A 26,149-nucleotide genomic window follows, 5' to 3' on the forward strand; every position below is an offset into this window, starting at 1 on the left:
GCGGACGTGGTGGAATTGGTAGACACGCCAGATTTAGGTTCTGGTGCCGCAAGGTGTGAGAGTTCGAGTCTCTCCGTCCGCACCATTTACAATACTTTATGCATAATTAGTTTTAGAGAAAAATTTGCTGTATAAACAGTGATACACAGTGCGCGGACGTGGTGGAATTGGTAGACACGCCAGATTTAGGTTCTGGTGCCGCAAGGTGTGAGAGTTCGAGTCTCTCCGTCCGCACCATTTTTCTCAACCTTCCTGAAATACCCCTTTATTCTACGATTTACATCTGTTTCTGATTTAGAAATCCATCCTTTGTTTAGGGGGGATGAATAAATGATTTTTACTTTCTTTAAATTATTTTGCTATCAAACTTGACTAATTAGCCTCGTTGCCGGAAAATTTCGCGCTTTGATTTCACTCGGGGTCGCCGAGTACTGTGCAGATTAAGCGGCGTTATGAATGATTCGTCGGTCTGTTGAAGATTATTGATAAAAGCATTTTTTATTTGTGAGGCATTACATGCAAGTTTCCGTTGAAACGACTTCTGGCCTAGAGCGTCTGATGACGATTTCCGTCCCAGCAGAGCGCATCGATCAGGATGTTACTAAACGCATCCAACAGACAGCACGTACAGTAAAAATCGATGGCTTCCGTCCAGGCAAAGTACCTGTCAAAGTTGTTAAGCAGCGTTATGGTAAAGGTATTCGTGAAGAGGTTTTAGGTCAGGTGGTTCAAGAGAGCTTCTACCAGGCCCTTCAACAGGAAGAGATTAACCCAGCTGGCACTCCATCAATTGATTTCACAAAAGATGTTGAAGGTGAGAACTTAGAGTACACGGCTAAGTTTGAAGTTTATCCATCTATTGAACTAGCGGATTTCTCTTCAGTTGAAATTGAAAAGAAAAGTGCTGAAGTAAAAGATGCTGATCTAGATCAGATGATCGAAACTTTACGCAAACAGCAAGCTGATTGGGTAGAAGTTGAGCGTGAAGCTGCGATGGATGACCGTCTGCGTATCGACTTTGAAGGTTTCATTGATGGTGAAGCTTTTGATGGTGGTCAAGGCGAAGGCATGGATCTAGTACTAGGTTCTAACACAATGATTCCTGGATTCGAAACAGGTTTGGTTGGTGCAAAAGCGGGCGACGAAGTTGAAATTAAGGTTACGTTCCCTGAGTCTTACCAAGCAGAAAACTTGCAAGGTAAAGATGCTGTATTCAAGGTGAAGGTTGCAAGCGTATCTGAACAGGTGCTAGCTGAACTTAACGAAGAGTTCTTCTCAAAGTTTGGTCTTGAAGACAAAACTGAAGAAGCGTTCCGTGCTGAAGTTGGTAAAAACATGGCACGTGAACTTAAACAAGCGCTTAAGATGAAGCTGAAAGATCAAGTTTTCAGCAAATTACTAGAGATCAACGCAATTGACGTACCATCTGCGTTAGTTGATGGTGAAATTGATAATCTGCGTCGTCAGGCAGTTATGCAGTTTGCAGGCCCTGATTCAGATATGGATCCAAATGCTCTGCCTAAAGAGATGTTTACAGATCAAGCGGATCGCCGCGTTAAAATTGGTTTGTTGATGCAGGAAGTCATTAAAGTTAACGAACTTGAAGCGGAAGAAGCGCGTGTTCGTGAAACACTTGAAGAGATGGCTGAAACATATCAGGACCCTCAGCAAGTTATTGACTGGTACATGGGTAATGAAGAGATGCTAGGCCAGATTAAAGGGCTAGTTCTTGAAGAGCAGGTTGTTGATAAACTGCTTGCAACAGCTAAAGTGTCTGAAGTATCTGTAAGCTATGAAGATGCTATCAAGCCGGAACAGCCTGCTGCTCCAGAAGCTGAAGAGACTGAATAATCTCTATTTAAGCTAGATTGATTTTAAAACGACAGTTCGTTTGTGCGGCTGTCGTTTTTTTATTTATGCTGAACTAATTCCTCTAAGTGCTTTGATTTTTCGGTTTTATTTATTCGTTTGAACTTTAATCTGTTACCGCATATAGATAAAAGTAGTTAATTTCATTTATATGATCGGTTTCTTAGGCCGAATTAACGTAGTATTATCGAGTGCTTGGTTTTAAAAATGTTTCCGTTTAAGGAGTGATAGATGACGGATTTTGGAAAGGGTGGTACTGATATCCTAAGCAGTCTTGTTCCTATGGTTGTTGAACAATCTGCACGTGGTGAACGAGCCTATGATATCTATTCCCGTCTCTTAAAAGAGCGTGTGATCTTTTTGGTCGGTCCTGTAGAAGATCATATGGCAAATCTAGTAGTAGCTCAGTTGCTATTTCTAGAAGCGGAAAACCCAGATAAAGATATCCATCTGTATATTAATTCACCGGGCGGTTCCGTTACTGCGGGTATGTCTATTTACGACACTATGCAGTTCATCAAACCGGATGTAAGTACGATGTGTATGGGGCAGGCAGCAAGTATGGGTGCCTTTCTATTGACCGGTGGTGCTAAAGGCAAGCGTTTTGCTTTGCCAAACTCGCGTGTGATGATTCATCAGCCTTTAGGTGGTTATCAAGGGCAAGCGACAGATATTGAGATTCATACAAAAGAGATTCTGAGTATTCGTAATAAGTTAAATACTTTATTAGCTGAACATTCCGGGCAGGATCTTGAAACCATTGCTCGGGATACTGACCGCGATAACTTTATGGATCCATACGCGGCTAAAGAATATGGTTTGATTGATGACGTGTTAGATCGTCGAAATACGGACTGATAAATAGGTATTAAGATTTTTATTATATTCTAGTCAGTAGCGAGATGCTTTTAAGATCAAAATTGAAAGTGTCTGCTTCTTGACTATAGTGAATATAAGTCCGAACTAGAATAAACGAGGAAGTCGAATGACCGACGAAATCAAAGGTAAAGACGGTGATGATGACGGCAAACTGCTGTACTGTTCATTTTGTGGCAAAAGCCAAGATGAAGTACGCAAGCTAATTGCTGGGCCTTCTGTTTTTATCTGTGACGAATGTGTAGATTTATGTAATGACATTATTCGTGAAGAGATTCAGGATGTGGAGCCGCAAGAAGAGAGCGATCATCTACCTACGCCAGCTGAATTAAGCGCTGCGCTGGACGAGTATGTTATTGGTCAAGATCGTGCTAAAAAAGTATTAGCTGTCGCGGTTTATAATCACTATAAGCGCCTGCGTTTCCAAAAGAGCAGCAAATCAGACGTTGAACTGAGTAAAAGTAATATACTTCTTATTGGTCCTACTGGGAGTGGTAAAACACTGCTGGCTCAAACATTAGCACGTCTTTTGAATGTGCCGTTCACTATGGCTGATGCAACAACCTTGACTGAAGCTGGCTATGTAGGTGAGGATGTTGAGAATATTATTCAGAAGCTACTGCAAAAATGTGACTATGATGTTGAGAAAGCTCAGTTAGGCATCGTATATATTGATGAGATTGATAAAATTTCACGCAAATCTGATAACCCATCAATTACACGTGATGTATCAGGTGAAGGTGTTCAGCAAGCGTTACTGAAGCTGATTGAAGGGACTGTTGCTTCTGTTCCTCCTCAAGGTGGACGTAAACACCCACAGCAAGAATTTTTGCAGGTTGATACCTCAAATATTCTATTTATCTGTGGTGGTGCATTCGCGGGTCTTGAAAACATTATCCGTGATCGTTCTGAGAAAGGTTCTATTGGCTTTAATGCTATTGTTAAAGGCAAGGATGAGGAGAAAACGGTTTCCGATAGCTTGCTTGAGCTTGAAGCTGAAGACTTAGTTAAATACGGTTTGATCCCTGAGTTTGTTGGTCGTCTACCGATGATTGCTACCTTGGCTGAGCTTGATGAGTCAGCGCTGATTCAAATTTTGACTGAGCCGAAAAACAGTCTGACTAAGCAGTATGCTGCTTTGTTTGATATGGAAGGTGCGGAAGTTGATTTCCGTGATTCTGCACTTGATGCAATTGCTAAGAAAGCTTTAGAGCGTAAAACAGGTGCACGTGGCTTGCGGTCTATTATGGAAGCGACCTTACTTGATATTATGTACCAGCTGCCTTCTATGGAAAATGTAAGCAAAGTTGTGATCGATGAGGGGGTTATTGAAGGCGATAACGACCCTATCTTGATTTATGAAAACACAGATCAAGCTAAGGCGATACCTGACGATTGATTTTGCTTTTATGTTTCTTTTAAAAGGATAGCTTTGCTATCCTTTTTTTATGCCTTCTTTTCACAACTTGTTTGGTATCTAATCATTGTGACTAATATCGCTGAGTTTAACCGTCTTGATTTAGAACTTAAGAGAGAGTTCTACACTAGTTTCAAAGAGGCTATGGAGGAGCTGGAGCGCTGCTTTAGTCGTTTAGATTCTAAATATGATCAAGAGACCATTAATGAGATGTTTCGTGCCGTTCATTCGGTTAAAGGAAACTCACATATGGTTTTTTTGGATTCTGTTGCAGAGGTCTGTCATAAATTAGAAGATATAGCCGATCAAATTAGGCAGGGTGATTATTTGTATACACCGGCACAAGGTGAATTTATGACCTTTGTGTTTGCGCGTCTCGAACAGTTAATTGCTGAGGCGATCTCGCTAGGTTCTATTCCTGATATTCATGTGGAAATTCTCCTGAAAGGAGTGTCCCATGTTTATGATGCTTCTCTCTCTACACGTGATTCTGTTATTCAGACAACCTTGGAAAGCTTCTCTGGGATTTTAACGAACAGTGAAGACGAAAGTGAGCAAGTACTCAAGCGTTTAGCGCAGCAAGGGAGCGGCGCTGTGCAGGCGTCGGTTCCTGAGCTTAACCAAAGTTTTGATGGCTTAGCGTTTATGGCATCGGTTGCTCAGCGAGTGAGTAGTCAATCTATACAACAGCCGGGGGATCAAGAGAAGTTATTAAGTTTGTGTCTTTGGCTGAATGATAGATTGGGCTCAGTGGTTGATGAGGATCAGTTAAGAGCGGCCTTTTATTTTCAAGTATTAGGTGCGCGTTTTGTCTCTTCTCCAGTATTTGATATAGCTTTACGGTCTGCCAGTTGGGAAAAGAAAAAGGCATTGGAACAGTTGGAATTATCAGCTGGTTTTTTAAAATTATCGAACCAGTGGGATGAGGCTGCAAAGATCGTTTTACAGAGTTATGAACGTTATGATGGGTTAGGTCCTTTAGAGTTGAAAGGGGATGAAATTAATCAAGGCAGCATGATCATAGCGTTGATACGTTACTATCAGCAGTGTTATTTTAAGCTGAAAAAAGATCACAAAATAAAAATTGCTGTGTCTAAATCCTTAAGTCGGATTAACAGTGAAAAGAATTACCGATTTTCACCTGAGATTGTTCTATTATTTAATCAAATGGTGCATAGCGATGTGCTGGGTGTAAGTCTATAGAATGAGCCTCAGATTGGGAGTGTTCTAACAGCGAGACATAAAAAATGCGCATCAGTAAACTGTATGCGCATTTTTTTGCAATGTGCTGCTTATCGGTTAGGTAAAACCTTAGTTAGCTTCTCATGCATACCTAATAAGCATTTTTCTGTGCTATCCCAATCAATACAGCCATCGGTAACAGATACGCCGTAAACAAGATCGTCTAGGTTGTCGGGAATCGCCTGATTGCCCCAGCCAATATTACTTTCAATCATCAAGCCAACAATAGATTTGTTACCCTCAAGAATCTGGTTTGCAGCGTTTTCAGCGACAAGAGGCTGAAGAGCCGGGTCTTTGCTGGAATTTTCGTGGCTACAGTCGATCATAATATTGCTGGCAAGACCTGCTTTCTCCAGTGCTTGCTCACAAACAGAGACATTGACTGAATCATAGTTAGGTTTGCCACCGCCGCCACGTAGTACAACATGACCATATTGATTGCCTTTAGTATGGACAATTGATACTTGGCCTTCAGAGTTGATACCTAAGAAGCGGTGAGGGGCGCTCACTGATTTAAGAGCATTAGTCGCTACGCTTAAACCACCGTCTGTGCCATTTTTGAAGCCTACCGCACAAGATAGTCCAGACGACATCTCACGGTGTGTCTGAGACTCTGTTGTACGAGCTCCAATAGCAGACCAGGCGATAAGGTCTTGTATGTATTGTGGTGAAATAGGATCTAGGGCCTCAGTGGCTAAAGGCAGCCCCATTTCAGAAAGGTCGATAAGCAACTTGCGCGCAATATGTAGACCTTCTTCGATCTCGAAAGAATCGTTTAGGTGAGGGTCATTAATTAGGCCTTTCCAGCCAACGGTTGTACGGGGTTTCTCAAAATAAACGCGCATAACCAAATACAGAGAGTCTTTAACCTGTTCTTGAAGTGCGACGAGTTTTCTGCCGTATTCAAGTGCTGCTTCGGTATCATGTATAGAGCAAGGGCCCACTACAATAAATAGGCGAGGATCTTTACGATCAAGAATGTCACGAATAACAGAGCGGCCCGTTAAAACAGCAGAAGCCGCTTTTTCTGAAATAGGCATCTCTGCTTTTAAAACGTCCGGAGAGATTAGGACGGTATTTGATTGGATATTTAAATCGTCAACGCGTATATCAGTCATTATCACTTTTCCTGCTATAGAGAGCCTAATATCCATAATAAAGTGTCGGAATGGTTGGCTGTCTAAACTCTTTGTAAATGTGTCGCCTTTTTTACCATAAACACACTACGGTTATAAGTGTGCATAAGGTCAAATATGCATCTAAATGCATAACAATTGACTATTTAGGGGCTAACCAGCGAGTGTGTCGTTGTAATTAGGCGTGATACACTGCGGTTCTAATTTTTTGCGTAATTTATTTATTCTTTAATATCGTATTTTAGAACTGAATTAAATAAAAGCGGTCAACATAGCTATAGAATTTTATCGGAATTGTAGGCATTAGATGGTTACCTCAGTATTTCACTTATTTAAACGCAGCGTTTTCAATCCTCTTCTCTTTATCTTGTTGCTTTTTTGTACTCAGCAAGCTAACGCTGGATTATTTGATAACAACCCTTTTTCAGAGAAGGGGCCATTAGAGGTTGAAAAGGCGTTTGTCTTTGGGCATATCCAAGAAGGTAATCAGCTTAGCCTTTATTGGGATATACCTAATGATTATTACCTCTATCGTGATCGAATAGAATTAAAAAGCGGTGCAAACACCAAAATACTTAATCGTTTGAACAGTCCCGCAGAGCAGAAAGATGACCCGCTTTTTGGTCAAGTCTGGGTTTATCACAACAGGGCTGAGGTCACTATTGATTTAGCAAGTGCTAATAATCAAATAGTTGATGATAAACTTATAGTCACTTATCAAGGCTGTTGGGAGGGAGGAATCTGTTACCCACCAGTAACTAAAGAGATCTCTGTTATAAGTGTTAAGCCTGTTTCTGATAAAACGGCAATGGCCGCTGTAGGCGATGCACAAAAAATACGAGCGGATACAGCTACAGTAACGTCGGAAACGGCTGTAGTGCTAAGTGAGCAAGATCAATTTGCTCAGATGCTTAATCAGGGAAATCTATTTGTTACTTTAGGTGCCTTTTTTATCGCCGGTTTAGCCTTGTCATTTACCCCTTGTGTGTTTCCTATGATCCCAATTCTATCCAGCATTATTGCCGGTCAGGGGAAGAAAGTTACAGCAGCTAAAGGCTTAACACTGTCTATTGTGTATGTATTGGCTGTATCGGTGACATACACTTTGGCAGGCATTTTTGCCGGTTTATTTGGTGAAAACCTGCAAGCATTATTTCAAAACCCGTGGATTATAAGTGTCTTCAGTTTTATTTTTGTTCTGTTGTCTTTATCTATGTTTGGTTTTTATGAATTACAGCTACCTAATGGTATACAGAGTAAGTTGAGCCAAGCAAGTAATAGCCAAGAGGGTGGGACGATTGCAGGTGTCGCCGTTATGGGCTTGTTATCAGCGCTGATTGTTGGTCCTTGTATGGCAGCGCCTTTGGCAGGTGCTTTGATCTATATTGGACAGACGGGGGATCCCGTATTAGGTGGGAGCGCACTGTTTAGTATGAGTCTTGGGATGGGTGTACCTTTGATTCTCGTGGGTACTTCGGCGGGTAAGTTATTGCCCCATGCCGGACTTTGGATGGATAAGGTCAAGGCTGTATTCGGTGTTTTACTCTTATTGCTCGCTATTTGGATGCTGGATCGTATTGTGCCAACCGTTGTGACTATGTGGTTAACGGCTTTGGTTTTAATTGTATCCGCGGTTTATATGGGCGTGTTGTCCCATGCTAAAAAGGACACCGCTAGGCTGCAACTGGCTAAAGGTTTAGGCATTGTTATTTTGCTTTACGCTATAGCGTTGATGGCTGGCGCATTAGCTGGCGGCAATAGCTTGATCTATCCTCTTAAGGCTTTTGCCGGATCGAATGCACAAACAACTAACAAACTAGCATTTATTAAAGTTTACACCCCTGAGCAGTTAGTTCTTGAGCTAGAGGATGCTAAAAAGAAACAGCAGCCCGTTATGTTAGATTTTTATGCTGATTGGTGTGTCGCTTGTGTTGAATTGGACGTGGTTACTTTTTCAGATCTATCTGTTCAGCAGGCTTTAACATCATTTAAGGTGATTAAGGTTGATGTCACTAAGAATGACCAGCCCGCAAAAGCATTAAACAAAGCCTACAATATTATAGGCCCTCCTGCTTTAGTGTTTTATGATCGATCAGGAGAGATTGTCCAGAATAAGACTTTAATAGGGGTTGTCGAACCTAATGAGTTTATAGATCATATCAGGGAGATCTAATTTAGTTCTCTCTTTCCTCTATGGACGGCGCTTTTGCTAAAGGGGGAGGGTATAGTTTACTCAAAACAATAATTACAAATGTGTAAAGGAGGTTTATATGTCGAACGAGTCGAAAAGAATACTCCCGCTCCCTGCCTTACTTGCAACTGTCGTTCTAGCTCTCTCTCCTAGTCTAGTGAGCGCTGGTGATGCCGCTAATGGTGAAGTGCTTTACCATGAGGTCGAAATCGAGAAAACAATCCATGGTGAGGCTCATACCGATGCTAATTGTGAAACCTGTCATGATTCGTCGCTCTATATGAGTGAGCAACGTAAAGTGACAACATTTGCAAAATTAGAAGCATTTGTTGAAGGCTGCAATACAAACTTAGATGTCGGCTGGTTTCCTGAGGATGTTGCGGACGTCGCGAGCTATCTAAATAAAGAATATTATAAGTTTGAAGAATAATTTCTTTATAGAAAACTTATAGATCTTTTTATCAAGCCGCTTTTAGCGGCTTTGTGTTTTTATCCCTTCTGTTTTTACCTTCACTCTAAATAACCTGAGTAAAGATCAATGATCCCTATCGCCTTTAAAAACGGCCCACTTTTTGCTGTACCTCATATTACTTATTTTTAATGATTCTCGTATCTGCTTTTTGAAATAAACAAAATGAACAGCCTTAGTGCGCTTTAACGTGTTTCTTTCCGGTTGGGCTATTGTTTTATAAAGCGAGCGTTTACGAGGGCTGTAGCCGTATGAGGTGTGCCTATTGTTGTGTTTTTACTGATCGTTTAGGTTGTTGACCTAATAATCACTTATGGAAATTTGCGCTTAGTTATTGGGCTAAGGGCTGTCGTTTTTTGCCGTAAGCCGCTCGGCGGTTCTATCTGCATTAGGCAATTATTTTCCGCTAAGTCAGTATCAAAAAATTAAATTTTTGCTGATGCAAGAATAGGTTTTTTGCGCCTTAAATAAAAGTATTTAGTCACTATCAATGATTAGTGTCTGAGGTTTTTTACGTCAAATAAAAGAGGAATGAACTATAGACAGGTCTTACTGGTTTTCTATTCAAACTTGTGGAGAGAATAATGATTATTCAGACGAGTACAGTGCACATGAGTGCAGAGCATGAGAAGACAGAATCTATTGAGTTAACAAAAACAATGGATTTCGATGCGCTATCTGCGGGCTTTTTCAGAGAATTTGAAAACGCTCAATCGTTGATTGGTGAGGAGAGTGAAACACAAACTAACTCAATACTTGTATTGACTGAACAAGGTATGCAGTTCAGAACAGCGAGTGATAAGAATGAAGTAGAACAGCGGCATGAACTCATGCGCTCTAAGTTATTTGATAGCCTGATAAAAGCGATTAATCCAAAATATGGGGATGCAGATATAAGCAATAATATAGAACTGCCTGCGACATCGTCTTATAGCGAAGATGTGGGGAGTACAGATACCGCTATTCCTCAGCAGATGCAGCCTGTACGTTTGCAGATGTCCTTTAAGGTTTCAGAAACTATAGAGGAGTACGAATGCTCGAGTTTCTCCAGTTGTGGGAAAGTAACAACGGCTGATGGGAAAGAGATAGAATTTGATTTAAGCCTAGAGATGGAGCGAAGCTACTCTGTTAGCCGAGAATTTGAGGTGACAAAAAGCGTCGAATTTACTGACCCGCTTATTGTTAATTTTGAGGGCAACTATGCGGACTTATCGGACGAAAAGTTTGAGTTTGATTTAGACGCAGATGGGGATATGGAGTTAATCAGTTATCTATCAGGCAGTGGTGGTATGTTAGCCATCGATAATAACGAAGACGGTATTATTAATGATGGCACTGAGCTATTTGGTGCGTTAAGTGGTAATGGCTTTGCTGATTTAGCGCAATATGATGAAGACGGGAACAGCTATATAGATGAAGCCGACTCTATTTATGATGATTTGATGCTTTGGACAAAAACTGAAGAAGTTGATTCCTTAGTATCCATTGCCGATCATGGTATTGGGGCGATTTATTTAGGTTCAACTGAAACGCCGTTTGATATCAAAGGGGAGAATAATCAACAAAATGGACGAGTGACCTCCAGCGGTTTTTATATTAATGAGACAGGAGAGGTCGGCACCATTCAACAGATCGACATGGCTGTCTAGGTAGATAATATAGATCAATCATAAGGGGGATGAGTCCCTTATGATTGATTAAGGTATAATGCCATTTTGTTTAGGCTCTGTGATCACTTTTATGCAACTCACTTCGCAGCGTGAAGTAAACCTATTACGCTTCTTGCTCTTGTTAACCGTCGTACTTCTATTAACGGGGCTTTTATCCCCCATGCTGACCATGAGTCAGTTTTACTTCTTTGAAAGCTCTTTTTCTGTCGTTGGCGGCCTAGTGAGTTTATTTGAAGAGGGGCAGTATTTTATCGCTATCGTTATTTTAATTTTTAGTGTGCTCGCACCTATAGCAAAAGTATTATTTCTTTTTCATATACTTAAGGCGGGCGTAGAGTGTTCGGTTAAGCAGAAACACTATCTTTCATTGATACATGATTATGGACGTTGGGCGATGCTTGATGTTTTTGTCGTGGCTGTTTTGATTATGACGGTCAAACTCGGGGCAATTGTATCGATTGAAATTCATTGGGGGCTGTATGTATTTGCCGGCGCGGTTATTTTGATTATGTACCTCACCCATAAAGTGGTTAAATTATTTCATGTCGATTCCTGAATCCTTTTATTCAAATTTAGCGAAAAGAAAGAACAGCCTCAAAGTTTATAACCCTTATCGTGATAGTTATAAACTGGAAAACCTAAAACGGTATTTTGATGCGATGTTTGCATTGGCCGGGCCGCGGGTCATGTTAGTGGGCGAGGCGCCGGGCTATAAAGGGTGTCGCTTAACTGGGATCCCTTTTTCGAGCGGTAAGCTATTCGAGGAAGTAGAGCATCCCTTCTTGCAAAGTTTAGGGCCGCAATTAACCTTAGATCAGGATAGTCTCGTAGCTGAAAATACAGCATCAGTGGTATGGCGCTATCTGATTGATCAACCTATAGTGCCCCTGTTTTGGAACTCATTTCCATTTCACCCTCACCCCTCACGTATTCAGAAAAAGAATAGGGCACCTTCAGCCGCAGAGATTAAAGAGGGAGCTTTCTACTTGAACGAGCTGGTTGAGGTTTTTCAGCCTGATATAGTGGCTGGATTAGGGAGGGCGGGAACATCTTGTGCTCAGGCGGTCTTATCGGAAAAAGATATCTGTTATATCCGTCATCCATCTTACGGCGGGAAACGAGATTTTGTGACAGGGATGAATCAGATTTTGAATATATAATCAGATTTAAGTGTTCGGTTTATATTTAACTTATTAAAATACAATGAAATTTTAACAGGATGTAGTAAGTTCCATCTAGAGGGGTTAGATTATTTAGGCTTCGTTATCGCGAAGCCTTATGCTCAGGTTTCTTCGAGTAGCGTTTAGGGTTAGCTTTTTTATCTGTACGCTTATACCGGTTATGTTTATCTGTTCTGCTTCCAACTTTTATCTGAGTTTCTGTTTCGATAAATTCTCCCGGTTGTAGCTGGGCCAAAGTATGTGAACCAATGGCATAACGTATTAAACGTAATGTGGGAAAGCCTACCGCGGCTGTCATTCTTCTTACTTGACGATTTTTGCCTTCAGTTATCTTGAGTTCGACCCAGCTTGTCGGAATGTTTTTACGCTCTCTAATAGGAGGAACTCTATCCCATAGATGATTAGGTTCTGCAATTTTTTGCGCTATAGCGGGGCGGGTGCATCCATCTTTAAGTGTTACGCCGTTTGATAATTGCTTAATCGCCTCATCAGTAATATCGCCTTCAACTTGTGCCCAGTAGGTTTTTTCTAATTTGAATTTAGGGTTAGCAAGTTGGTGTTGCAGCTGCCCATTGTCGGTAAGTATAAGCAAGCCCTCTGAGTCATAATCCAATCGACCCGCCGCGTAAAAGCCCGGTTTATTGATATAAGCCGCTAAGGTTTCTTTACCGTCATCGCTCGTGAATTGGGTCAGAACTTGAAATGGTTTGTTAAATAAGAGGATCTTGGTCATTCAATAATCTATAAAGTTTAGAAGTTAGTTTGATCTACAGCGCAGTGCTAGTGCAGAAGAACAAGTTCTTCAATCGCTCGTCGGTGCTATTCTACAGAAGCAAAAAGATTGAAGGGTATTTTTTATGGCTTATCGACCTATTTTTTTGTCGGTTGGAGATGAAATCAGTAACGTATTGAATGATACGTTTAATGTTAAGGCTTGCCGGTTGCTCCTTTTTCCTTTTCCTTGGCGGATGGTATAGGCTGCAAGATATTTAGCTTTGATAAAAAAGGGATTGTTCTACAGCTAAAAGCGGTGACTTATCATGTTCGGCATGAGTGCAAGTGTTGCTTTATAGGAGCTGCGTTTGATACTTCTTTGTTTGGTAGGCTGTAAAAAATGAAACCATTTAGTCGGTATTAATAATAAAAACCAGCACAAGGCTGGTTTTTATTGATTAAAAGGTAATATACCTTTTGTTAACTACTGCGTTTCAAGCGGTTTAATTTGAACGGCATGCGTTCCTTTGGGCCCTGGTTGTGTGTCGAACTCAACTTTCTGTCCAGCTTTGAGGCTTTTATATCCATCTACTTCAATAGCAGAATAATGGGCAAAGAGATCCTCATTATGTTCGTCGGATAAAATAAATCCGTACCCCTTCGAATTATTGAACCACTTTACTTTCCCTGTCTGCATAACTAACTCCCGTATCCAATGCTACATTTGGATTGTTAACCTGAACGTACGACTTTATAGCTGCTAAAATACTCATCAAAGCTATAATAGTAGCTAAAGAGTGTTTCCTAATGCTTGCAGGTACAACGAGGATATGACCTAATCCTGCTATAGTGAAGTATAGCACCCCTCAGAGAATGTGTGACAGGTGTACGATCACTGTTCAGTAGTTAATTATAGTGGAAAATTAGAAGATATATAGATGCATACAAAAATTGAACAAAATATGCCACGAATGTCTAACGACGAGTATGGACCCGATCAGGATCATAGGGATGATTCAGGTTTAGCGACGCAAGAAGCTAAGCCCGAAGTTAAAAAACCATCTATGTATCGAGTCGTGCTAATGAATGATGACTATACGCCGATGGATTTTGTCGTAGCTGTTTTAATAATGTTTTTTAATATGGACCAAGAAAAAGCTACACAAGTAATGTTATCGGTGCATACTGAAGGTAAGGGTGTATGTGGTATCTTTACAAAAGATATAGCTGATACAAAAGCAGCTATAGTTAATCAGTATGCAAGAGACAATAGTCACCCACTACTTTGTGAAGTCGAGAAAGTCTGAAGAGGAACCGTTATGTTAAACCGAGAACTCGAAGACACGCTCAGTGCAGCTTTCCAGGCAGCAAAAGAGAAGCGACATGAATTTATTACGGTCGAGCATCTTTTATTAGCGTTGTTGGAAAATTATGAAGCCCACCAAGTACTAGCCGCTTGTGGTGCTAATTTCGATGGTATTCGTAAAAATCTTGCTGATTTTATCGAAGAAACGACGCCTTTATTATCAGATACGTTACCGGATCTGGATACTCAGCCGACATTGGGTTTTCAGCGAGTACTTCAGCGGGCTGTATTTCATGTTCAGTCTTCAGGTAAAAATGAAGTCACTGGTGCAAATGTTCTTGTTGCAATCTTTAGCGAACAGGAGAGCCAAGCGGTCTATATCCTTCAGCAGCATGGGATTGAGCGTATTGACACGGTTAATTACATTGCCCATGGCATATCCAAAATGTCTGAGCATGAGCATGATAATTCTGAAACACCACTCGAAGGGGACTCTACTGATAATAAAGAGGACAGCCCATTAAGAAAATATGCTGTCAATCTCAATGTAGAGGCAGAAAAAGGCTTAATTGATCCTTTAGTTGGCCGAGACTCTGAAGTTGAGCGTGTCGTCCAAATATTGTCACGTCGCCGTAAAAATAATCCATTGCTGGTGGGCGAGGCCGGTGTAGGTAAAACGGCAATAGCAGAAGGCTTAGCTAAGCTCATTGTCGAAAGTAAAGTACCTGATGTTATCAAAGAGTCGGTCGTTTATTCGTTGGATCTTGGTGCGCTATTGGCAGGTACCAAGTATCGCGGTGACTTTGAGAAGCGTTTAAAAGGTCTCTTGAACGAGATCAAAGAGCTGCCTAAAGCCATATTATTTATTGATGAAATCCATACGATTATTGGTGCTGGTGCTGCGTCAGGTGGTTCTATGGATGCATCTAACCTTTTGAAACCATTGTTGAGTTCCGGCCAGATACGCTGTATCGGCTCTACAACTTTCCAAGAGTTTCGAGGGATTTTTGAAAAAGATCGTGCATTAGCTCGACGTTTTCAAAAAGTGGATGTACTTGAACCAAGCATTGATGATACCTACGCAATATTACGTGGCTTAAAACAGCGTTTTGAAGAGCACCATGAGCTTACCTATAGCGATGAGGCTCTAAAGGCGGCTGCAGAACTGGCAGGGCGTTACATTAATGACAAACATATGCCAGACAAAGCGATTGATGTTATTGATGAGGCGGGTGCTTATCAGCGCCTTCTGCCCGAAGAGTTACGTAAAAAAGTTATCGACGTTGAAGATGTTGAAGCTATTGTCGCCAAAATCGCGCGCATCCCACCAAAAAGTGTTTCGGCTTCAGATAAAAGCCAACTGGCTAAACTGGATACGAACCTCAAAATGGTGGTACTGGGGCAGGATGAAGCGATTGATACACTGTCTTCTGCAATTAAACTATCCCGTGCTGGATTAAAAGAGCCGAATAAACCTGTAGGTTGTTTCCTTTTTGCTGGCCCAACAGGGGTTGGTAAAACAGAAGTGACTCAGCAACTTGCACGAGTTATGGGGATTGAGTTAGTTCGTTTCGATATGTCTGAGTATATGGAGCGACATACCGTATCACGCTTGATCGGTGCGCCTCCTGGATACGTGGGTTACGATCAAGGCGGGCTGCTTACTGAAGCGGTTACTAAGTCTCCTCACTGCGTATTGTTGCTTGATGAAATAGAGAAAGCACATCCCGAAGTGTTTAACTTACTGCTTCAAGTGATGGATAACGGCACATTAACTGATAATAATGGCCGTAAAGCCGACTTCCGTAATGTGATTTTAGTGATGACAACCAATGCCGGTGCTCAAGATATGAGTCGTGCTTCTATTGGTTTCACTAAGCAGAATCATGCAACAGATGGCATTGAAGCGATTAAGAAAATGTTTACCCCTGAATTCCGTAACCGTTTGGATGGGATTATTCAGTTTAAACCTCTGGATCCTAGCATTATCAAGGGTGTAGTAGACAAGTTCTTTGCTGAGCTTCAAGTTCAATTGGATGAGAAGCATGTAGTTCTTCATCTAACGGATGCTGCCCGCACATGGTTTGCCGAAAAAGGCTACGATGAGCAGATGGGTGCGCGGCCTATGAAGCGCTTGATTCAGGAAAAACTGAAAAAGCCATTGGCTGAAATGATCCTATTTGGTGAATTAGCTGAAGAGGGTGGAGAGGTTGAGATCGGTGTAGACGCTGAAGGTGAAATTAGCGTTGAAGTGACTAGTTGTGTTTAACTGTTGATATCCAATCCATAGAAATAAAAATGGCAGCCAATTGGCTGCCATTTTTTATGCTTACCTGGGCTAACTTATCCCATATGTTAGATAAGATTCGCCAGGAAGACGCAAAGATTAACGTGCGCGATAAACGATACGGCCTTTGCTTAGGTCGTAAGGTGTTAATTCTACTTTAACTTTATCGCCAGTCAGGATACGGATGTAGTTTTTACGCATTTTTCCTGAGATGTGTGCCGTTACAACGTGACCGTTTTCCAGCTCAACACGGAACATAGTGTTCGGTAGCGTGTCGACCACGGTGCCTTCCATTTCAATGCTATCTTCTTTAGCCATTAATTTTTTACCTTGTTGAGAGAGGCTCCAGATATCTGGACCTAATAATTGCGCGATATTGTGCCTGAAAATCACTTTTATATCAAAGGGAAATCGGAATATATGTTATTTAAACTAGACTTTGACCGCGTTAATCGGGCTGAACTAATACCCATTGGTCCTCTAAAAGGAGCTCAAAGGGTCTAAATGAGATTTTATAGCTCATTTTTCGGCAGTTTTTTACCCAATAGCCTAGGTAGAGGTAATTAAGGTTATTTTGTTGGCAAAATTGTAATTGCCATAAAATACAAAAGGTTCCTAAGCTACGTTTAGGTAAGGATGGATCAAAAAAAGTGTAGATCGCTGAGAGCCCCTTTTCGAGTGTATCAATAACGCTAACGGCAACTAGCGTATCTGTGGCGTCTCTGAACTCAATAAACTGAGTATGTTCCGCACCCTCAACAAGGAAGGAGGTAAACTGCTCTGAACTTGGCGGAAACATATCACCATCTTGATGGCGCTTATTAATATAGCGAGAATATAGGGAGTAATACTCCTCAGTAAAGGAGGGGGCGTGGGTTGTTGCATATATATCTTTGTTTTTGGCAAGAATACGCTTCTGGCTTTTACTAAAGCTATAGACCGCAAGGGGGATTCTGACGGATATACAAGCCCTGCAATCATCACAGTGGGGGCGATAAACATGTTTACCACTTCGTCTAAAGCCGAGATCTGAAAGTTGGCTGTAGGTTGACTGATCAAGTTCTACTTGTGGATCGACAAAGAGAGTTTTAGCTATTTTATTCTCTAAATAGCTACAATCATGCTCAGGGGTCGCGTAAAAATGTAATGTCCTGAGGTTGCTCAAGGTTTACTCCATTTGATCTGCTGGCAGGCCAAACTGCCAATGCGTTTGGCCAATCTCATCAAGATATTGATCAAGGTATAACTGAAATTCACGCCGGTTTATCTCAGTTGCACCTAATGAAAATAGATGATCATTGCTTACTTGGCAATCAACTAAAGCATAGCCCCATTTTTCTAGTTGTTCGACCATTTTAATAAAGGCGATCTTAGATGCGTCCTTTACTTTGCTAAACATGGATTCGCCAAAAAAGAGTTTACCTATAGCCAAGCCGTAAAGCCCTCCGACGAGTTCATCGTCAATATAAACTTCAACCGAGTGGGCTAAACCCTTTTTGTGAAGGTTACAGTAAGCGTCTTTCATTTCGTTAGTGATCCATGTGCCATCTTCTCCCCGTCGAGGAGCTGAACAGGCATCGATAACCTGAGCGAAATTACGATTAAATACGACCGTATAATCCTTTTTCTTTAAACGCTTACGCATGCTTCTTGATATATGGATTTGATCGGGGATGAGTACGCAGCGGGGATCAGGGCTCCACCAGAGAATCGGTTCGCCAGGGCTGTACCAAGGAAAAATACCTGCACGATATGCGCTAATAAGTCGCTCGGGGCTTAAATCGCCCCCCGCAGCTAATAAACCATTAGGGTCATCAAGCGCCTGCTCTATGGGAGGAAAACTATCTGAAGGGTTTTGTAGCCATGGGATCATAGTATTCGTTACAAAAGGGCGGAGCTTGCACTCCGCCGGAGTCTACTTACTTGATTAGATCATCAAGATAACGTTCAGCATCTAATGCGGCCATACAACCAAAACCTGCTGAGGTAATCGCTTGGCGATAGATATGGTCACAGACATCACCGGCTGCAAAAACACCCTCAACACTGGTTTGTGTTGCTTTACCTTCAAGCCCTGACTGTATCTTTAGGTAACCATCTTTCATCTCAAGCTGGCCTTCAAAAATATCAGTATTAGGTTTGTGGCCAATTGCTATAAATACGCCAGCAACATCGAGCTCTGTAGCTTTGTCGTTCTCGGTACTTTTAATACGTAGGCCGGTTACACCAGAATCATCACCGAGGACTTCCTCTAAGGTGTGATTCCAGATGATGTTGATATTGCCATTTTCGGCGCGTTCAAGCAGCTTATCTTGTAAGATCTTTTCTGAACGTAAGCTATCGCGACGGTGAATTAAGGTAACTTCCTCGGCGATATTCGAAAGATAAAGGGCTTCTTCTACCGCGGTATTCCCGCCACCAATAACCGCTACTTTTTGGCCTTTATAGAAAAAGCCATCACAGGTTGCACAAGCGGATACGCCGCGTCCAGCAAAGGCTTCTTCAGAAGGAAGACCCAAATATTGAGCCGAAGCGCCCGTACAGATTATAAGCGCGTCGCAAGTGTACTCACCCATATCGCCTTTTAAGCGGAAGGGGCGGTTTTGCAGGTCAGTCTCATTAATATGATCAAAAAGGATCTCTGTATCAAAGCGCTCGGCGTGCTGCTGCATACGTTGCATTAGCTCAGGTCCTTGAACGCCATCGACATCGCCGGGCCAGTTATCGACATCGGTAGTTGTAGTCAGCTGACCGCCTGCTTGCATGCCTGTTATGACAATAGGTTTAAGGTTAGCGCGTGCGGCATATACAGCGGCAGTGTAGCCTGCTGGGCCACTACCGAGAATGATTAGGTTGTGGTGTTGTACTTCGCTCATGGTAATAAGAAACAGATCCGTTAGTGAAATAGATTATAAAACAATGGGGGAGGTTGAATAGAAATTCAACCCGCACCCTTAAGTTTACGCCGGCCTGATCAAAAAGCTTAGGCCGAATCAGGTTAAACAAAATAGTAACATGAAATTTTCACCCCATGTGCGTTATGTGTCCGTTTTAAATGTTTTCATTGGCCCAGTGCAAGGACCCAGTGCAAGGAATTGTATTAATCGATCTTAGCAATGAATTACTAAATATTAGCCAATAATATGCCTATGCAGTGTAGGCGACAATATTCGTTGTACGGATACCTAATAGATGATCTTCATTTATGGATAAGGGAGATATGCCATTGTTGGGTGTGAAAGGCTTGTAGAAAAATCAATTGAGTAGGTGATTAGCTTAAAAGGAATCAAAAAAGTTACGCGTATCAAGCGTTAGTCATGCCCCAATTTATGTTATTGTTAGCCCTCGTTTTTCTACAGATATTATGGAGCTTTACCCTTGAGCGCGACCGACAACGGACAACGTTTAAGTTTTACTGCCTTGTTAGCAAGAATTAGCCGTGAATCCAGTCTGATTATTATTATTGCGATCAGCATCTTTTTACTGATCTCTTTGATTGGCTTTGACCCAAGAGATTCGGGGTGGTCACATCTTGGCTACCAGCCAGAAGTAAGAAACTTTACCGGACCTGCTGGGGCGTGGTTAGCCGACCTTTTTCTATCCGGCTTTGGTTTGAGTGCATTTTTTATTCCGGTGTTGATGATCTATTCCGCTGTACGGTTTATGTCACGTAAAGATCAAAACCTTATGGATACCGTACCATTTTTTATACTAAGAGCGACAGGTGCGGTTTTATTAGTCGCTTCGTTTAGTGCTTTATGCGCTACACATCTAGCGAATAATGGACTTGAATACCCATTTAGTTCCGGCGGTGTTTTAGGCGAAGCCTTATCAGATTGGTCCGTCTTCTGGTTAAGTGTTGTTGGTAGTTCTGTCGTTCTATTTACAATATTCCTATTTGGCCTAACGCTTCTATTGGAGATGGGCTGGGGCGCTATGCTTGAGTCGATCGGTCAGAAATTGGTTGATCGAGGGCATAAAGTCTTGCCCGAAAAAATCGCAGAAAGAATGGGCAGGTCCACGGAGGAGCAGCCGAAAGACAAGAGTGCTTTCAGTCAGCGCTTTCGCCGTGAATCATCAGAATCGACTGATGCAGCGCCCCTTATCACCGAACGGGTTGAACCGACCTACGCTAGGTTTAATGGCTCAGACCTAGATCAACAGCAAGAACCTGTTGCACCAGCAATAGATGATATCCCGATTGTACGGCCCATTAGCGTGCCGGAGAAAGATGAGAAGATTGACAATTATATAGATAAAGCAGTGAACCCAGCCTTAGATTCGCAAAACAAAACGAGAGAGTTATCGCCGGAGCAGACAAATACTAGGCCTCAAACTTCTGCACCTGAGCCGATCAAGTCACACGTCAAGGTTGTGCCTCTGTCTGAAACCCATAAACCTATGCAAGATGATGAGTTAGGTTTAGAGCATGCGGTAGAATCTAAACGTAAGGCAAAGCGGAAAATACCGCCGCTAGAGCTACTTGATCCCCCTGAATTGAACACTAATACCGGTTATTCCCTAGATGAGATCGAGCAGATGTCTCGTATGCTAGAGAGTAAATTAAAGGATTTTGGGGTTATTGCCGAGGTGGTAGAAGTTAATCCCGGCCCAGTAATTACCCGTTTTGAAATTCAGCCAGCGCCTGGGGTAAAAGCCAGTAAGATTACCAACCTAGCGAAAGACCTAGCACGTTCAATGGCGGTTAGTAGTGTACGTGTAGTGGAAGTGATTCCCGGTAAATCTGTGGTGGGCATAGAGATTCCTAACGAATCCCGTTTAACTGTTCATTTGAGTGAGGTGTTAAGTTCTAAACCTTACTCATCGGCCTCATCAAAAGTTACGATTGGCTTAGGTAATGATATTGCCGGTAATCCTGTGGTGGCTAACCTCGCCAAAATGCCCCATCTATTAGTTGCAGGGACCACCGGCTCAGGTAAATCGGTGGGTGTAAACGCCATGATCCTCTCGTTGCTGTTTAAGGCAACGCCGGAGGAGGTTAGGTTGATTCTGGTCGACCCTAAAATGTTGGAGCTTTCTATTTATGAAGGTATCCCACACCTTTTAACACCGGTTATCACCGATATGAAAGATGCCGCATCAGGTTTACGTTGGTGTGTGGGCGAGATGGAACGCCGTTATCGGGTGATGGCCAAGATGGGCGTGCGTAATTTAGCTGGCTTTAACGATAAAATTGAAGAAGCGCGAAAGCAGGGCAAACCTTTACTGGACCCGCTATGGAATGCTGAAGAAAATGGCGAACCTTTTGGTACCCCTGCACCGGAGTTAGAAACACTTCCTTACATCGTTGTCGTGATCGACGAATTTGCTGACATGATGATGATTGTTGGTAAAAAAGTGGAAGAACTTATTGCACGTATCGCACAAAAAGCACGTGCGGCGGGTATTCACCTCATTTTGGCAACCCAGCGACCCTCAGTTGATGTTATTACCGGTTTAATTAAAGCGAACATCCCTACGCGAATCGCTTTCCAAGTATCCTCGCGTATAGATTCACGCACTATTCTCGATCAGTCGGGCGCAGAACATCTATTAGGCTGGGGTGATATGCTTTATCTTCCCGCCGGTACCAGTTTGCCTAACCGTGTGCATGGTGCTTTTGTGAGTGATGATGAAGTTCACCGCGTTGTAGAAGCATGGAAAAAGCTAGGCCAACCGGATTACATTACAGAAATAACCCAAGGGGATAGTACGTCAGACGGCGGAGGTTCAGGTTCATTATTCGATGATGAACAAGATCCGCTTTATGATGAGGCGGTCGCATTTGTATTAGAAACCCGTAAAGCTTCTATCTCTAGTGTGCAGCGGCGATTGAAAATTGGCTATAACCGCGCCGCACGTATGGTCGAAGCAATGGAAGCAGCAGGTGTTGTGAGTACAGCGGGTAGCAATGGTCAGCGCGAAGTGCTGGCACCATCACCTAATGGTGAGATGTAAAATCACCATTATTACTTATTAAGGTTGGTTATGGGTTTTAAAGCATTAACAAAAAGAATCTTAGTTAGCACAGTATTAAGTACCAGTTTATTGTGCTCATCGGTCGCTTCAGCTATTTCCGGATCAGAAAAGTTAACCAAGTTACTGACAGGCTATGAGAGCTTTTCTGCTCAGTTTCAGCAAGTGACTATCTCTGATAATGGTCGCGAAGCACAAAAAACAGAGGGGAGTGTTCTGCTGTCTAAACCCAATCGTTTTCGTTGGGAAACGCTTCAGCCTTTTCCACAAGAGATCGTTTCGGATGGGCAATATATCTGGATCTATGATCCTGATTTAGAACAGGTAACTCAACGCTCCGCAGATACACAGCAAGAAAGTGCCCCAGCCTTGATCCTTAATGGGCAAATTGGGCAGCTACAAAAAACTTATAAGATCCGTATGATGGAAGATACCGGTGCTGAGCAATTATTTGATCTAACGCCTGTTTCTGAGCAATATAGTTTTAGCCGAATTCGCTTAGCCTTTTCTGATAATTTGATTTCAGAAATCATGTTAGAAGATTCCTTAGGTCAGCGCACATCGGTTGTTTTCTCTAAACAGCAGATTAATCCTGAATTTGAAGCTGAAAGCTTCTTCTTTCGTATACCTAAAGACACTGATGTTATCGTAGATATAGAGGAATAGAGTGGATCTTTTTTCCCAAACACCTGCTTATGAACCGCTTGCCGCTAAAATTCGGCCAAAAACCTTAGCTGAATATTATGGCCAGAAACACTTGTTGGGGCAGGGTAAGCCTTTACGAACGGCGTTAGAGCAAGGGTCGGCCCATTCAATGATATTTTGGGGGCCACCGGGTGTAGGGAAAACAACTTTAGCTAAACTAATTGCCCATCATGTTGATGCTCATTTTATCACCCTCTCAGCCGTGCTATCCGGTGTTAAGGATATACGAGTTGCTGTTGAGCAAGCTAAACAGCATTCAGCGCAAACGGGGCGTAAAACAATCCTGTTTGTGGATGAGGTGCACCGTTTTAATAAATCCCAACAAGATGCGTTTCTTCCTTATATAGAAGATGGGACGATCATCTTTGTTGGCGCTACGACAGAAAATCCCTCGTTTGAACTAAATAATGCACTGCTATCCCGTGCCCGTGTTTATCTTCTGCGCTCCCTTGAAGAGAGTGACATTCTTGAAGTGATTCAGCGCGGAATAACGGATAAAGAGCAGGGCTTAGGTAAGCGTAATCTACAGATCTCTGAAGAGATGATCAATCGACTTGCTCAGGCCGCAGATGGTGATGCTCGACGTTCGCTAAATCTACTGGAAATTGCCGCTGATCTTGCGGTAAAACAAGACGACGGCACAGAATTAATTGATGAGCAGGTGTTAGAGGAGGTGCTTCGCTCTTCGGGTCGCCGCTATGATAAACAAGGCGATCTGTTTTACGACATGATCTCCGCTTTCCATAAGTCGGTACGCGGCTCCTCTCCCGATGGTGCGCTTTATTGGTATTGTCGTATGTTGGATGGTGGCTGTGACCCGCTGTATATCGCCCGTCGCTTAGTTGCCATTGCCTCAGAAGATATAGGCAATGCAGACCCAAGAGCGATGCAAGTTGCTTTATCGGCCTGGGACGCTTTTGAACGGGTAGGGCCTGCCGAAGGGGAAAGGGCGATCGCCCAAGCCGCTGTGTATTGCGCCTCGGCACCGAAAAGTAATGCGATCTACCAAGCATTTAATCAATGCTTGATGGATGTAAAATCACAACCTAGTTATGAAGTACCGGTTCATCTGCGTAATGCACCCACCAGTTTAATGAAAGATATGGGCTATGGGGCTGAATATCGTTATGCTCATAACGAGCCGGATGCTTATGCGGCGGGTGAAAATTACCTACCGCCAGAAATTGCCGGTCAACAATGGTACTATCCAGAAGCACGTGGTTTAGAAGTGAAAATTGGTGAAAAACTACGTCATCTGAAAAACCTAGATCAACAGAGCCCTCAGCAGCGATACGCTGAGGAGAGTAAGTAGGAGCGTTTCATATGCAGCATCTCTTCGCAATTGCGATAGGTGGGGCGGTGGGTGCCTTAGGGCGTTATTGGGTGAGTGGTATTCTTAATAATGCCGAGCATCGAATTCCCTATGGGACACTTACCTGTAATGTTGTGGGTTCATTTTTAATGGGTATCTTATTTGTACTCATATTGGAAAAAGCCAAACTTAGTGCCGAGCTTCGACCTCTGTTAATGGTCGGATTTATGGGTGCGTTTACGACTTTTTCTACTTTTTCACTGGAAACAGTCGCAATGCTGCAGGAAGGGCATGTTATCTCTGCGGTGATTTATATATTATTAAGCGTTCTATTGTGTCTGGTTGCTTTATATGGCGGCCTGTCCTTAACTCGCTTGTTTTAATCGTTCTTAAAAGGTGTTTTAGAAGCTCATGCTTGACGCAAAATATGTCCGTGCAAACCCCGAAGAAGTTGCACAGTTATTAAAGAAAAAGGGTTACGAATTCCCAGTCGATCAGTTTGTTGAACTGGAGAACCAGCGTAAGCAATTGCAGGTGGATACAGAAAACCTGCAAAACGAGCGAAATACCCGATCCAAAGGGATTGGTAAAGCTAAAGCCGCGGGCGAAGATATTCAGCCGCTATTAGCTGAAGTAGCCGATCTAGGGCAAAAGCTTGATGCCGCTAAAGCGGAGCTAAACGAGGTTCAAGCGAAGTTAGATGATCTACTGTACGGCGTACCCAATATTCCTTGCGATAAAGTGCCAGAAGGTGCTGATGAAGATGATAACGTCGAGATTCGTCGTTGGGGCACACCGCGAGAGTTTGATTTTGAACCCCAAGATCATGTTGCTTTAGGTGAAAAAAGCGGCGAACTAGATTTTGAAGTTGCCGCTAAACTAACTGGCTCACGCTTTTCGGTTATGACTGGCAAGCTCGCACGTCTACATCGTGCACTGATCCAGTTTATGCTGGATACACAAACTGAAGATCACGGTTATACCGAAGCGTACGTTCCCTATATGGTTAATGCGGACAGCCTTCGCGGCACAGGCCAGCTACCAAAGTTTGGTGAAGACCTATTTAAAGTACCCTTCGGCGAGCGTGAATATTACCTTATTCCTACCGCCGAAGTACCTGTGACTAACCTTGTGCGTGATGAGATTGTTGAAGCGGACCAGCTTCCCCTTCGCTTTACCGCACATACACCATGCTTCCGTTCAGAAGCGGGCGCATCAGGTAAAGATACGCGCGGTTTGATCCGTCAGCATCAGTTTGAAAAAGTCGAAATGGTGCAAATTGTAGAGCCGTCTAAATCATGGGAAACCCTTGATCAGATGACCGGTCATGCGGAAGCGATTCTACAAAAACTTAACCTGCCATACCGTGTTGTAACCCTTTGTGGTGGTGATCTAGGCTTTAGCGCTGCGCAAACCAACGATATTGAAGTCTGGTTGCCAGGGCAGGGTAAATACCGTGAGATCTCATCCATCTCTAATATGACAGACTTCCAATCACGCCGACTACAGGCGCGCTGGAGAAACCCAGAAACAGGTAAACCAGAACTGGTTCATACCTTAAATGGTTCCGGTTTAGCGGTAGGGCGTACACTTTTAGCTGTGATGGAAAACTACCAAACAGCAGACGGCAATATCGCTATACCTGAGGCCCTACAGTCCTATATGGGCGGTAAAACAGAGATCTAATACTCTACTCAGGATAAATAAAAAACACGCCCAAGGGCATTGCTGTCCCATAGTTTTGGATGGTAAATGAAAAAGCCTGAGATCCACTGGTAAACTGTTGTTACCACACACC

At 42.7% G+C, this 26,149-nt stretch carries 23 protein-coding genes and 2 tRNA genes; 18 read left to right on the top strand and 7 right to left on the bottom strand.

What is annotated here, in order from left to right:
- The 6 genes from A3774_RS15115 to A3774_RS15140 all read left to right on the top strand — a co-directional run bounded on the left by A3774_RS15115 (position 1) and on the right by A3774_RS15140 (position 5,365).
- Positions 1-85: transfer RNA gene (locus A3774_RS15115), tRNA-Leu, on the top strand.
- A 67-nt stretch (positions 86-152) separates the two neighbouring features.
- Positions 153-237: transfer RNA gene (locus A3774_RS15120), tRNA-Leu, on the top strand.
- A 279-nt stretch (positions 238-516) separates the two neighbouring features.
- Entirely contained in the window at positions 517-1,851 is a 1,335-nt protein-coding gene (gene tig / locus A3774_RS15125; RefSeq protein WP_067869542.1) for a trigger factor, read from the top strand.
- A 249-nt stretch (positions 1,852-2,100) separates the two neighbouring features.
- The gene (gene clpP / locus A3774_RS15130) at positions 2,101-2,727 is read left to right on the top strand and encodes an ATP-dependent Clp endopeptidase proteolytic subunit ClpP (RefSeq protein ID WP_067869545.1); all 627 of its coding nucleotides are present in this window, start codon (positions 2,101-2,103) and stop codon (positions 2,725-2,727) included.
- 127 nt (positions 2,728-2,854) lie between these two features.
- Positions 2,855-4,144, top strand: a complete 1,290-nt coding sequence (clpX, locus tag A3774_RS15135) for an ATP-dependent protease ATP-binding subunit ClpX (protein ID WP_067869547.1) — start codon at positions 2,855-2,857, stop codon at positions 4,142-4,144.
- A gap of 87 nt (positions 4,145-4,231) precedes the next feature.
- Complete coding sequence (locus tag A3774_RS15140) at positions 4,232-5,365, top strand: Hpt domain-containing protein (protein ID WP_156473730.1); 1,134 nt, start codon at positions 4,232-4,234, stop codon at positions 5,363-5,365.
- A gap of 89 nt (positions 5,366-5,454) precedes the next feature.
- Here the strand turns inward: A3774_RS15140 and A3774_RS15145 are convergent, their stop codons facing one another.
- On the bottom strand, positions 5,455-6,522 hold the full coding sequence (locus tag A3774_RS15145) for a 3-deoxy-7-phosphoheptulonate synthase (protein ID WP_067869553.1): 1,068 nt from the start codon (positions 6,520-6,522) through the stop codon (positions 5,455-5,457).
- A gap of 325 nt (positions 6,523-6,847) precedes the next feature.
- Here A3774_RS15145 and dsbD point away from each other — a divergent pair, with 325 nt between their 5' ends.
- The 5 genes from dsbD to A3774_RS15170 all read left to right on the top strand — a co-directional run bounded on the left by dsbD (position 6,848) and on the right by A3774_RS15170 (position 12,030).
- Positions 6,848-8,713 carry a protein-disulfide reductase DsbD gene (dsbD, locus tag A3774_RS15150; RefSeq protein ID WP_067869556.1) on the top strand — a complete coding sequence of 622 codons (1,866 nt, stop codon included), beginning with the start codon at positions 6,848-6,850 and terminating at the stop codon, positions 8,711-8,713.
- A 97-nt stretch (positions 8,714-8,810) separates the two neighbouring features.
- Positions 8,811-9,161 carry a hypothetical protein gene (locus A3774_RS15155; protein WP_067869558.1) on the top strand — a complete coding sequence of 117 codons (351 nt, stop codon included), beginning with the start codon at positions 8,811-8,813 and terminating at the stop codon, positions 9,159-9,161.
- 623 nt (positions 9,162-9,784) lie between these two features.
- Positions 9,785-10,849: a hypothetical protein gene (locus A3774_RS15160; RefSeq protein WP_067869562.1), complete on the top strand. Its 1,065-nt coding sequence runs from the start codon at positions 9,785-9,787 to the stop codon at positions 10,847-10,849.
- A 91-nt stretch (positions 10,850-10,940) separates the two neighbouring features.
- A complete protein-coding gene (locus A3774_RS15165) occupies positions 10,941-11,426 on the top strand; it encodes a paraquat-inducible protein A (protein WP_075107996.1) in 486 nt (161 codons plus the stop codon).
- Entirely contained in the window at positions 11,413-12,030 is a 618-nt protein-coding gene (locus tag A3774_RS15170; protein ID WP_067869565.1) for a uracil-DNA glycosylase family protein, read from the top strand. Before A3774_RS15165 ends, A3774_RS15170 begins: the two co-directional genes overlap by 14 nt.
- Before the next feature lie 103 nt (positions 12,031-12,133).
- Here A3774_RS15170 and A3774_RS15175 read toward each other — a convergent pair whose 3' ends face one another.
- Positions 12,134-12,784 carry a pseudouridine synthase gene (locus tag A3774_RS15175; protein WP_067869568.1) on the bottom strand — a complete coding sequence of 217 codons (651 nt, stop codon included), beginning with the start codon at positions 12,782-12,784 and terminating at the stop codon, positions 12,134-12,136.
- A 465-nt stretch (positions 12,785-13,249) separates the two neighbouring features.
- The gene (gene cspD, locus A3774_RS15180; RefSeq protein ID WP_067869571.1) at positions 13,250-13,462 is read right to left on the bottom strand and encodes a cold shock domain-containing protein CspD; all 213 of its coding nucleotides are present in this window, start codon (positions 13,460-13,462) and stop codon (positions 13,250-13,252) included.
- A 241-nt stretch (positions 13,463-13,703) separates the two neighbouring features.
- Between cspD and clpS the strand changes: the two genes are divergently transcribed.
- The gene (gene clpS, locus A3774_RS15185) at positions 13,704-14,072 is read left to right on the top strand and encodes an ATP-dependent Clp protease adapter ClpS (protein ID WP_067869574.1); all 369 of its coding nucleotides are present in this window, start codon (positions 13,704-13,706) and stop codon (positions 14,070-14,072) included.
- Positions 14,073-14,084: 12 nt separating this feature from the next.
- Positions 14,085-16,340 carry an ATP-dependent Clp protease ATP-binding subunit ClpA gene (gene clpA, locus A3774_RS15190; protein ID WP_067869577.1) on the top strand — a complete coding sequence of 752 codons (2,256 nt, stop codon included), beginning with the start codon at positions 14,085-14,087 and terminating at the stop codon, positions 16,338-16,340.
- A 117-nt stretch (positions 16,341-16,457) separates the two neighbouring features.
- Here clpA and infA read toward each other — a convergent pair whose 3' ends face one another.
- The 4 genes from infA to trxB all read right to left on the bottom strand — a co-directional run bounded on the left by infA (position 16,458) and on the right by trxB (position 19,234).
- The gene (gene infA, locus A3774_RS15195) at positions 16,458-16,676 is read right to left on the bottom strand and encodes a translation initiation factor IF-1 (protein ID WP_027853708.1); all 219 of its coding nucleotides are present in this window, start codon (positions 16,674-16,676) and stop codon (positions 16,458-16,460) included.
- Positions 16,677-16,806: 130 nt separating this feature from the next.
- Complete coding sequence (locus A3774_RS15200; RefSeq protein WP_067869580.1) at positions 16,807-17,523, bottom strand: arginyltransferase; 717 nt, start codon at positions 17,521-17,523, stop codon at positions 16,807-16,809.
- Positions 17,524-17,526: 3 nt separating this feature from the next.
- Complete coding sequence (gene aat, locus A3774_RS15205) at positions 17,527-18,231, bottom strand: leucyl/phenylalanyl-tRNA--protein transferase (RefSeq protein ID WP_067869582.1); 705 nt, start codon at positions 18,229-18,231, stop codon at positions 17,527-17,529.
- Between the two features lie 46 nt (positions 18,232-18,277).
- Positions 18,278-19,234, bottom strand: coding sequence for a thioredoxin-disulfide reductase (gene trxB, locus A3774_RS15210; RefSeq protein ID WP_067869585.1), 957 nt, complete (start codon positions 19,232-19,234; stop codon positions 18,278-18,280).
- Positions 19,235-19,736: 502 nt separating this feature from the next.
- Here trxB and A3774_RS15215 point away from each other — a divergent pair.
- From A3774_RS15215 to serS, 5 genes are read left to right on the top strand one after another with little or no spacing between them, the layout of a single operon-like run.
- Positions 19,737-22,316: a DNA translocase FtsK gene (locus A3774_RS15215; protein WP_067869589.1), complete on the top strand. Its 2,580-nt coding sequence runs from the start codon at positions 19,737-19,739 to the stop codon at positions 22,314-22,316.
- Between the two features lie 30 nt (positions 22,317-22,346).
- Positions 22,347-23,000, top strand: coding sequence for an outer membrane lipoprotein chaperone LolA (gene lolA, locus A3774_RS15220; protein ID WP_067869592.1), 654 nt, complete (start codon positions 22,347-22,349; stop codon positions 22,998-23,000).
- Position 23,001: 1 nt separating this feature from the next.
- Positions 23,002-24,351, top strand: coding sequence for a replication-associated recombination protein A (locus tag A3774_RS15225; RefSeq protein ID WP_067869596.1), 1,350 nt, complete (start codon positions 23,002-23,004; stop codon positions 24,349-24,351).
- 11 nt (positions 24,352-24,362) lie between these two features.
- Positions 24,363-24,734 carry a fluoride efflux transporter CrcB gene (crcB, locus tag A3774_RS15230; protein ID WP_067869599.1) on the top strand — a complete coding sequence of 124 codons (372 nt, stop codon included), beginning with the start codon at positions 24,363-24,365 and terminating at the stop codon, positions 24,732-24,734.
- Between the two features lie 28 nt (positions 24,735-24,762).
- On the top strand, positions 24,763-26,037 hold the full coding sequence (serS, locus tag A3774_RS15235; RefSeq protein ID WP_067869602.1) for a serine--tRNA ligase: 1,275 nt from the start codon (positions 24,763-24,765) through the stop codon (positions 26,035-26,037).
- Positions 26,038-26,149: the final 112 nt, after the last annotated feature.

The organism is Neptuniibacter marinus (assembly GCF_001597725.1).
Lineage (GTDB): Bacteria > Pseudomonadota > Gammaproteobacteria > Pseudomonadales > Balneatricaceae > Neptuniibacter > Neptuniibacter marinus.

What these genes read in the sequence shown, in the direction of transcription:
- tig (WP_067869542.1), top strand. Translation starts at nt 517, where the DNA reads ATGCAAGTTTCCGTTGAAACGACTTCTGGCCTAGAGCGTCTGATGACG.
- clpP (WP_067869545.1), top strand. Translation starts at nt 2,101, where the DNA reads ATGACGGATTTTGGAAAGGGTGGTACTGATATCCTAAGCAGTCTTGTT.
- clpX (WP_067869547.1), top strand. Translation starts at nt 2,855, where the DNA reads ATGACCGACGAAATCAAAGGTAAAGACGGTGATGATGACGGCAAACTG.
- A3774_RS15145 (WP_067869553.1), bottom strand. Translation starts at nt 6,522, where the DNA reads ATGACTGATATACGCGTTGACGATTTAAATATCCAATCAAATACCGTC.
- dsbD (WP_067869556.1), top strand. Translation starts at nt 6,848, where the DNA reads ATGGTTACCTCAGTATTTCACTTATTTAAACGCAGCGTTTTCAATCCT.
- A3774_RS15155 (WP_067869558.1), top strand. Translation starts at nt 8,811, where the DNA reads ATGTCGAACGAGTCGAAAAGAATACTCCCGCTCCCTGCCTTACTTGCA.
- A3774_RS15160 (WP_067869562.1), top strand. Translation starts at nt 9,785, where the DNA reads ATGATTATTCAGACGAGTACAGTGCACATGAGTGCAGAGCATGAGAAG.
- A3774_RS15165 (WP_075107996.1), top strand. Translation starts at nt 10,941, where the DNA reads ATGCAACTCACTTCGCAGCGTGAAGTAAACCTATTACGCTTCTTGCTC.
- A3774_RS15170 (WP_067869565.1), top strand. Translation starts at nt 11,413, where the DNA reads ATGTCGATTCCTGAATCCTTTTATTCAAATTTAGCGAAAAGAAAGAAC.
- A3774_RS15175 (WP_067869568.1), bottom strand. Translation starts at nt 12,784, where the DNA reads ATGACCAAGATCCTCTTATTTAACAAACCATTTCAAGTTCTGACCCAA.
- cspD (WP_067869571.1), bottom strand. Translation starts at nt 13,462, where the DNA reads ATGCAGACAGGGAAAGTAAAGTGGTTCAATAATTCGAAGGGGTACGGA.
- clpS (WP_067869574.1), top strand. Translation starts at nt 13,704, where the DNA reads ATGCATACAAAAATTGAACAAAATATGCCACGAATGTCTAACGACGAG.
- clpA (WP_067869577.1), top strand. Translation starts at nt 14,085, where the DNA reads ATGTTAAACCGAGAACTCGAAGACACGCTCAGTGCAGCTTTCCAGGCA.
- infA (WP_027853708.1), bottom strand. Translation starts at nt 16,676, where the DNA reads ATGGCTAAAGAAGATAGCATTGAAATGGAAGGCACCGTGGTCGACACG.
- aat (WP_067869582.1), bottom strand. Translation starts at nt 18,231, where the DNA reads ATGATCCCATGGCTACAAAACCCTTCAGATAGTTTTCCTCCCATAGAG.
- trxB (WP_067869585.1), bottom strand. Translation starts at nt 19,234, where the DNA reads ATGAGCGAAGTACAACACCACAACCTAATCATTCTCGGTAGTGGCCCA.
- lolA (WP_067869592.1), top strand. Translation starts at nt 22,347, where the DNA reads ATGGGTTTTAAAGCATTAACAAAAAGAATCTTAGTTAGCACAGTATTA.
- crcB (WP_067869599.1), top strand. Translation starts at nt 24,363, where the DNA reads ATGCAGCATCTCTTCGCAATTGCGATAGGTGGGGCGGTGGGTGCCTTA.
- serS (WP_067869602.1), top strand. Translation starts at nt 24,763, where the DNA reads ATGCTTGACGCAAAATATGTCCGTGCAAACCCCGAAGAAGTTGCACAG.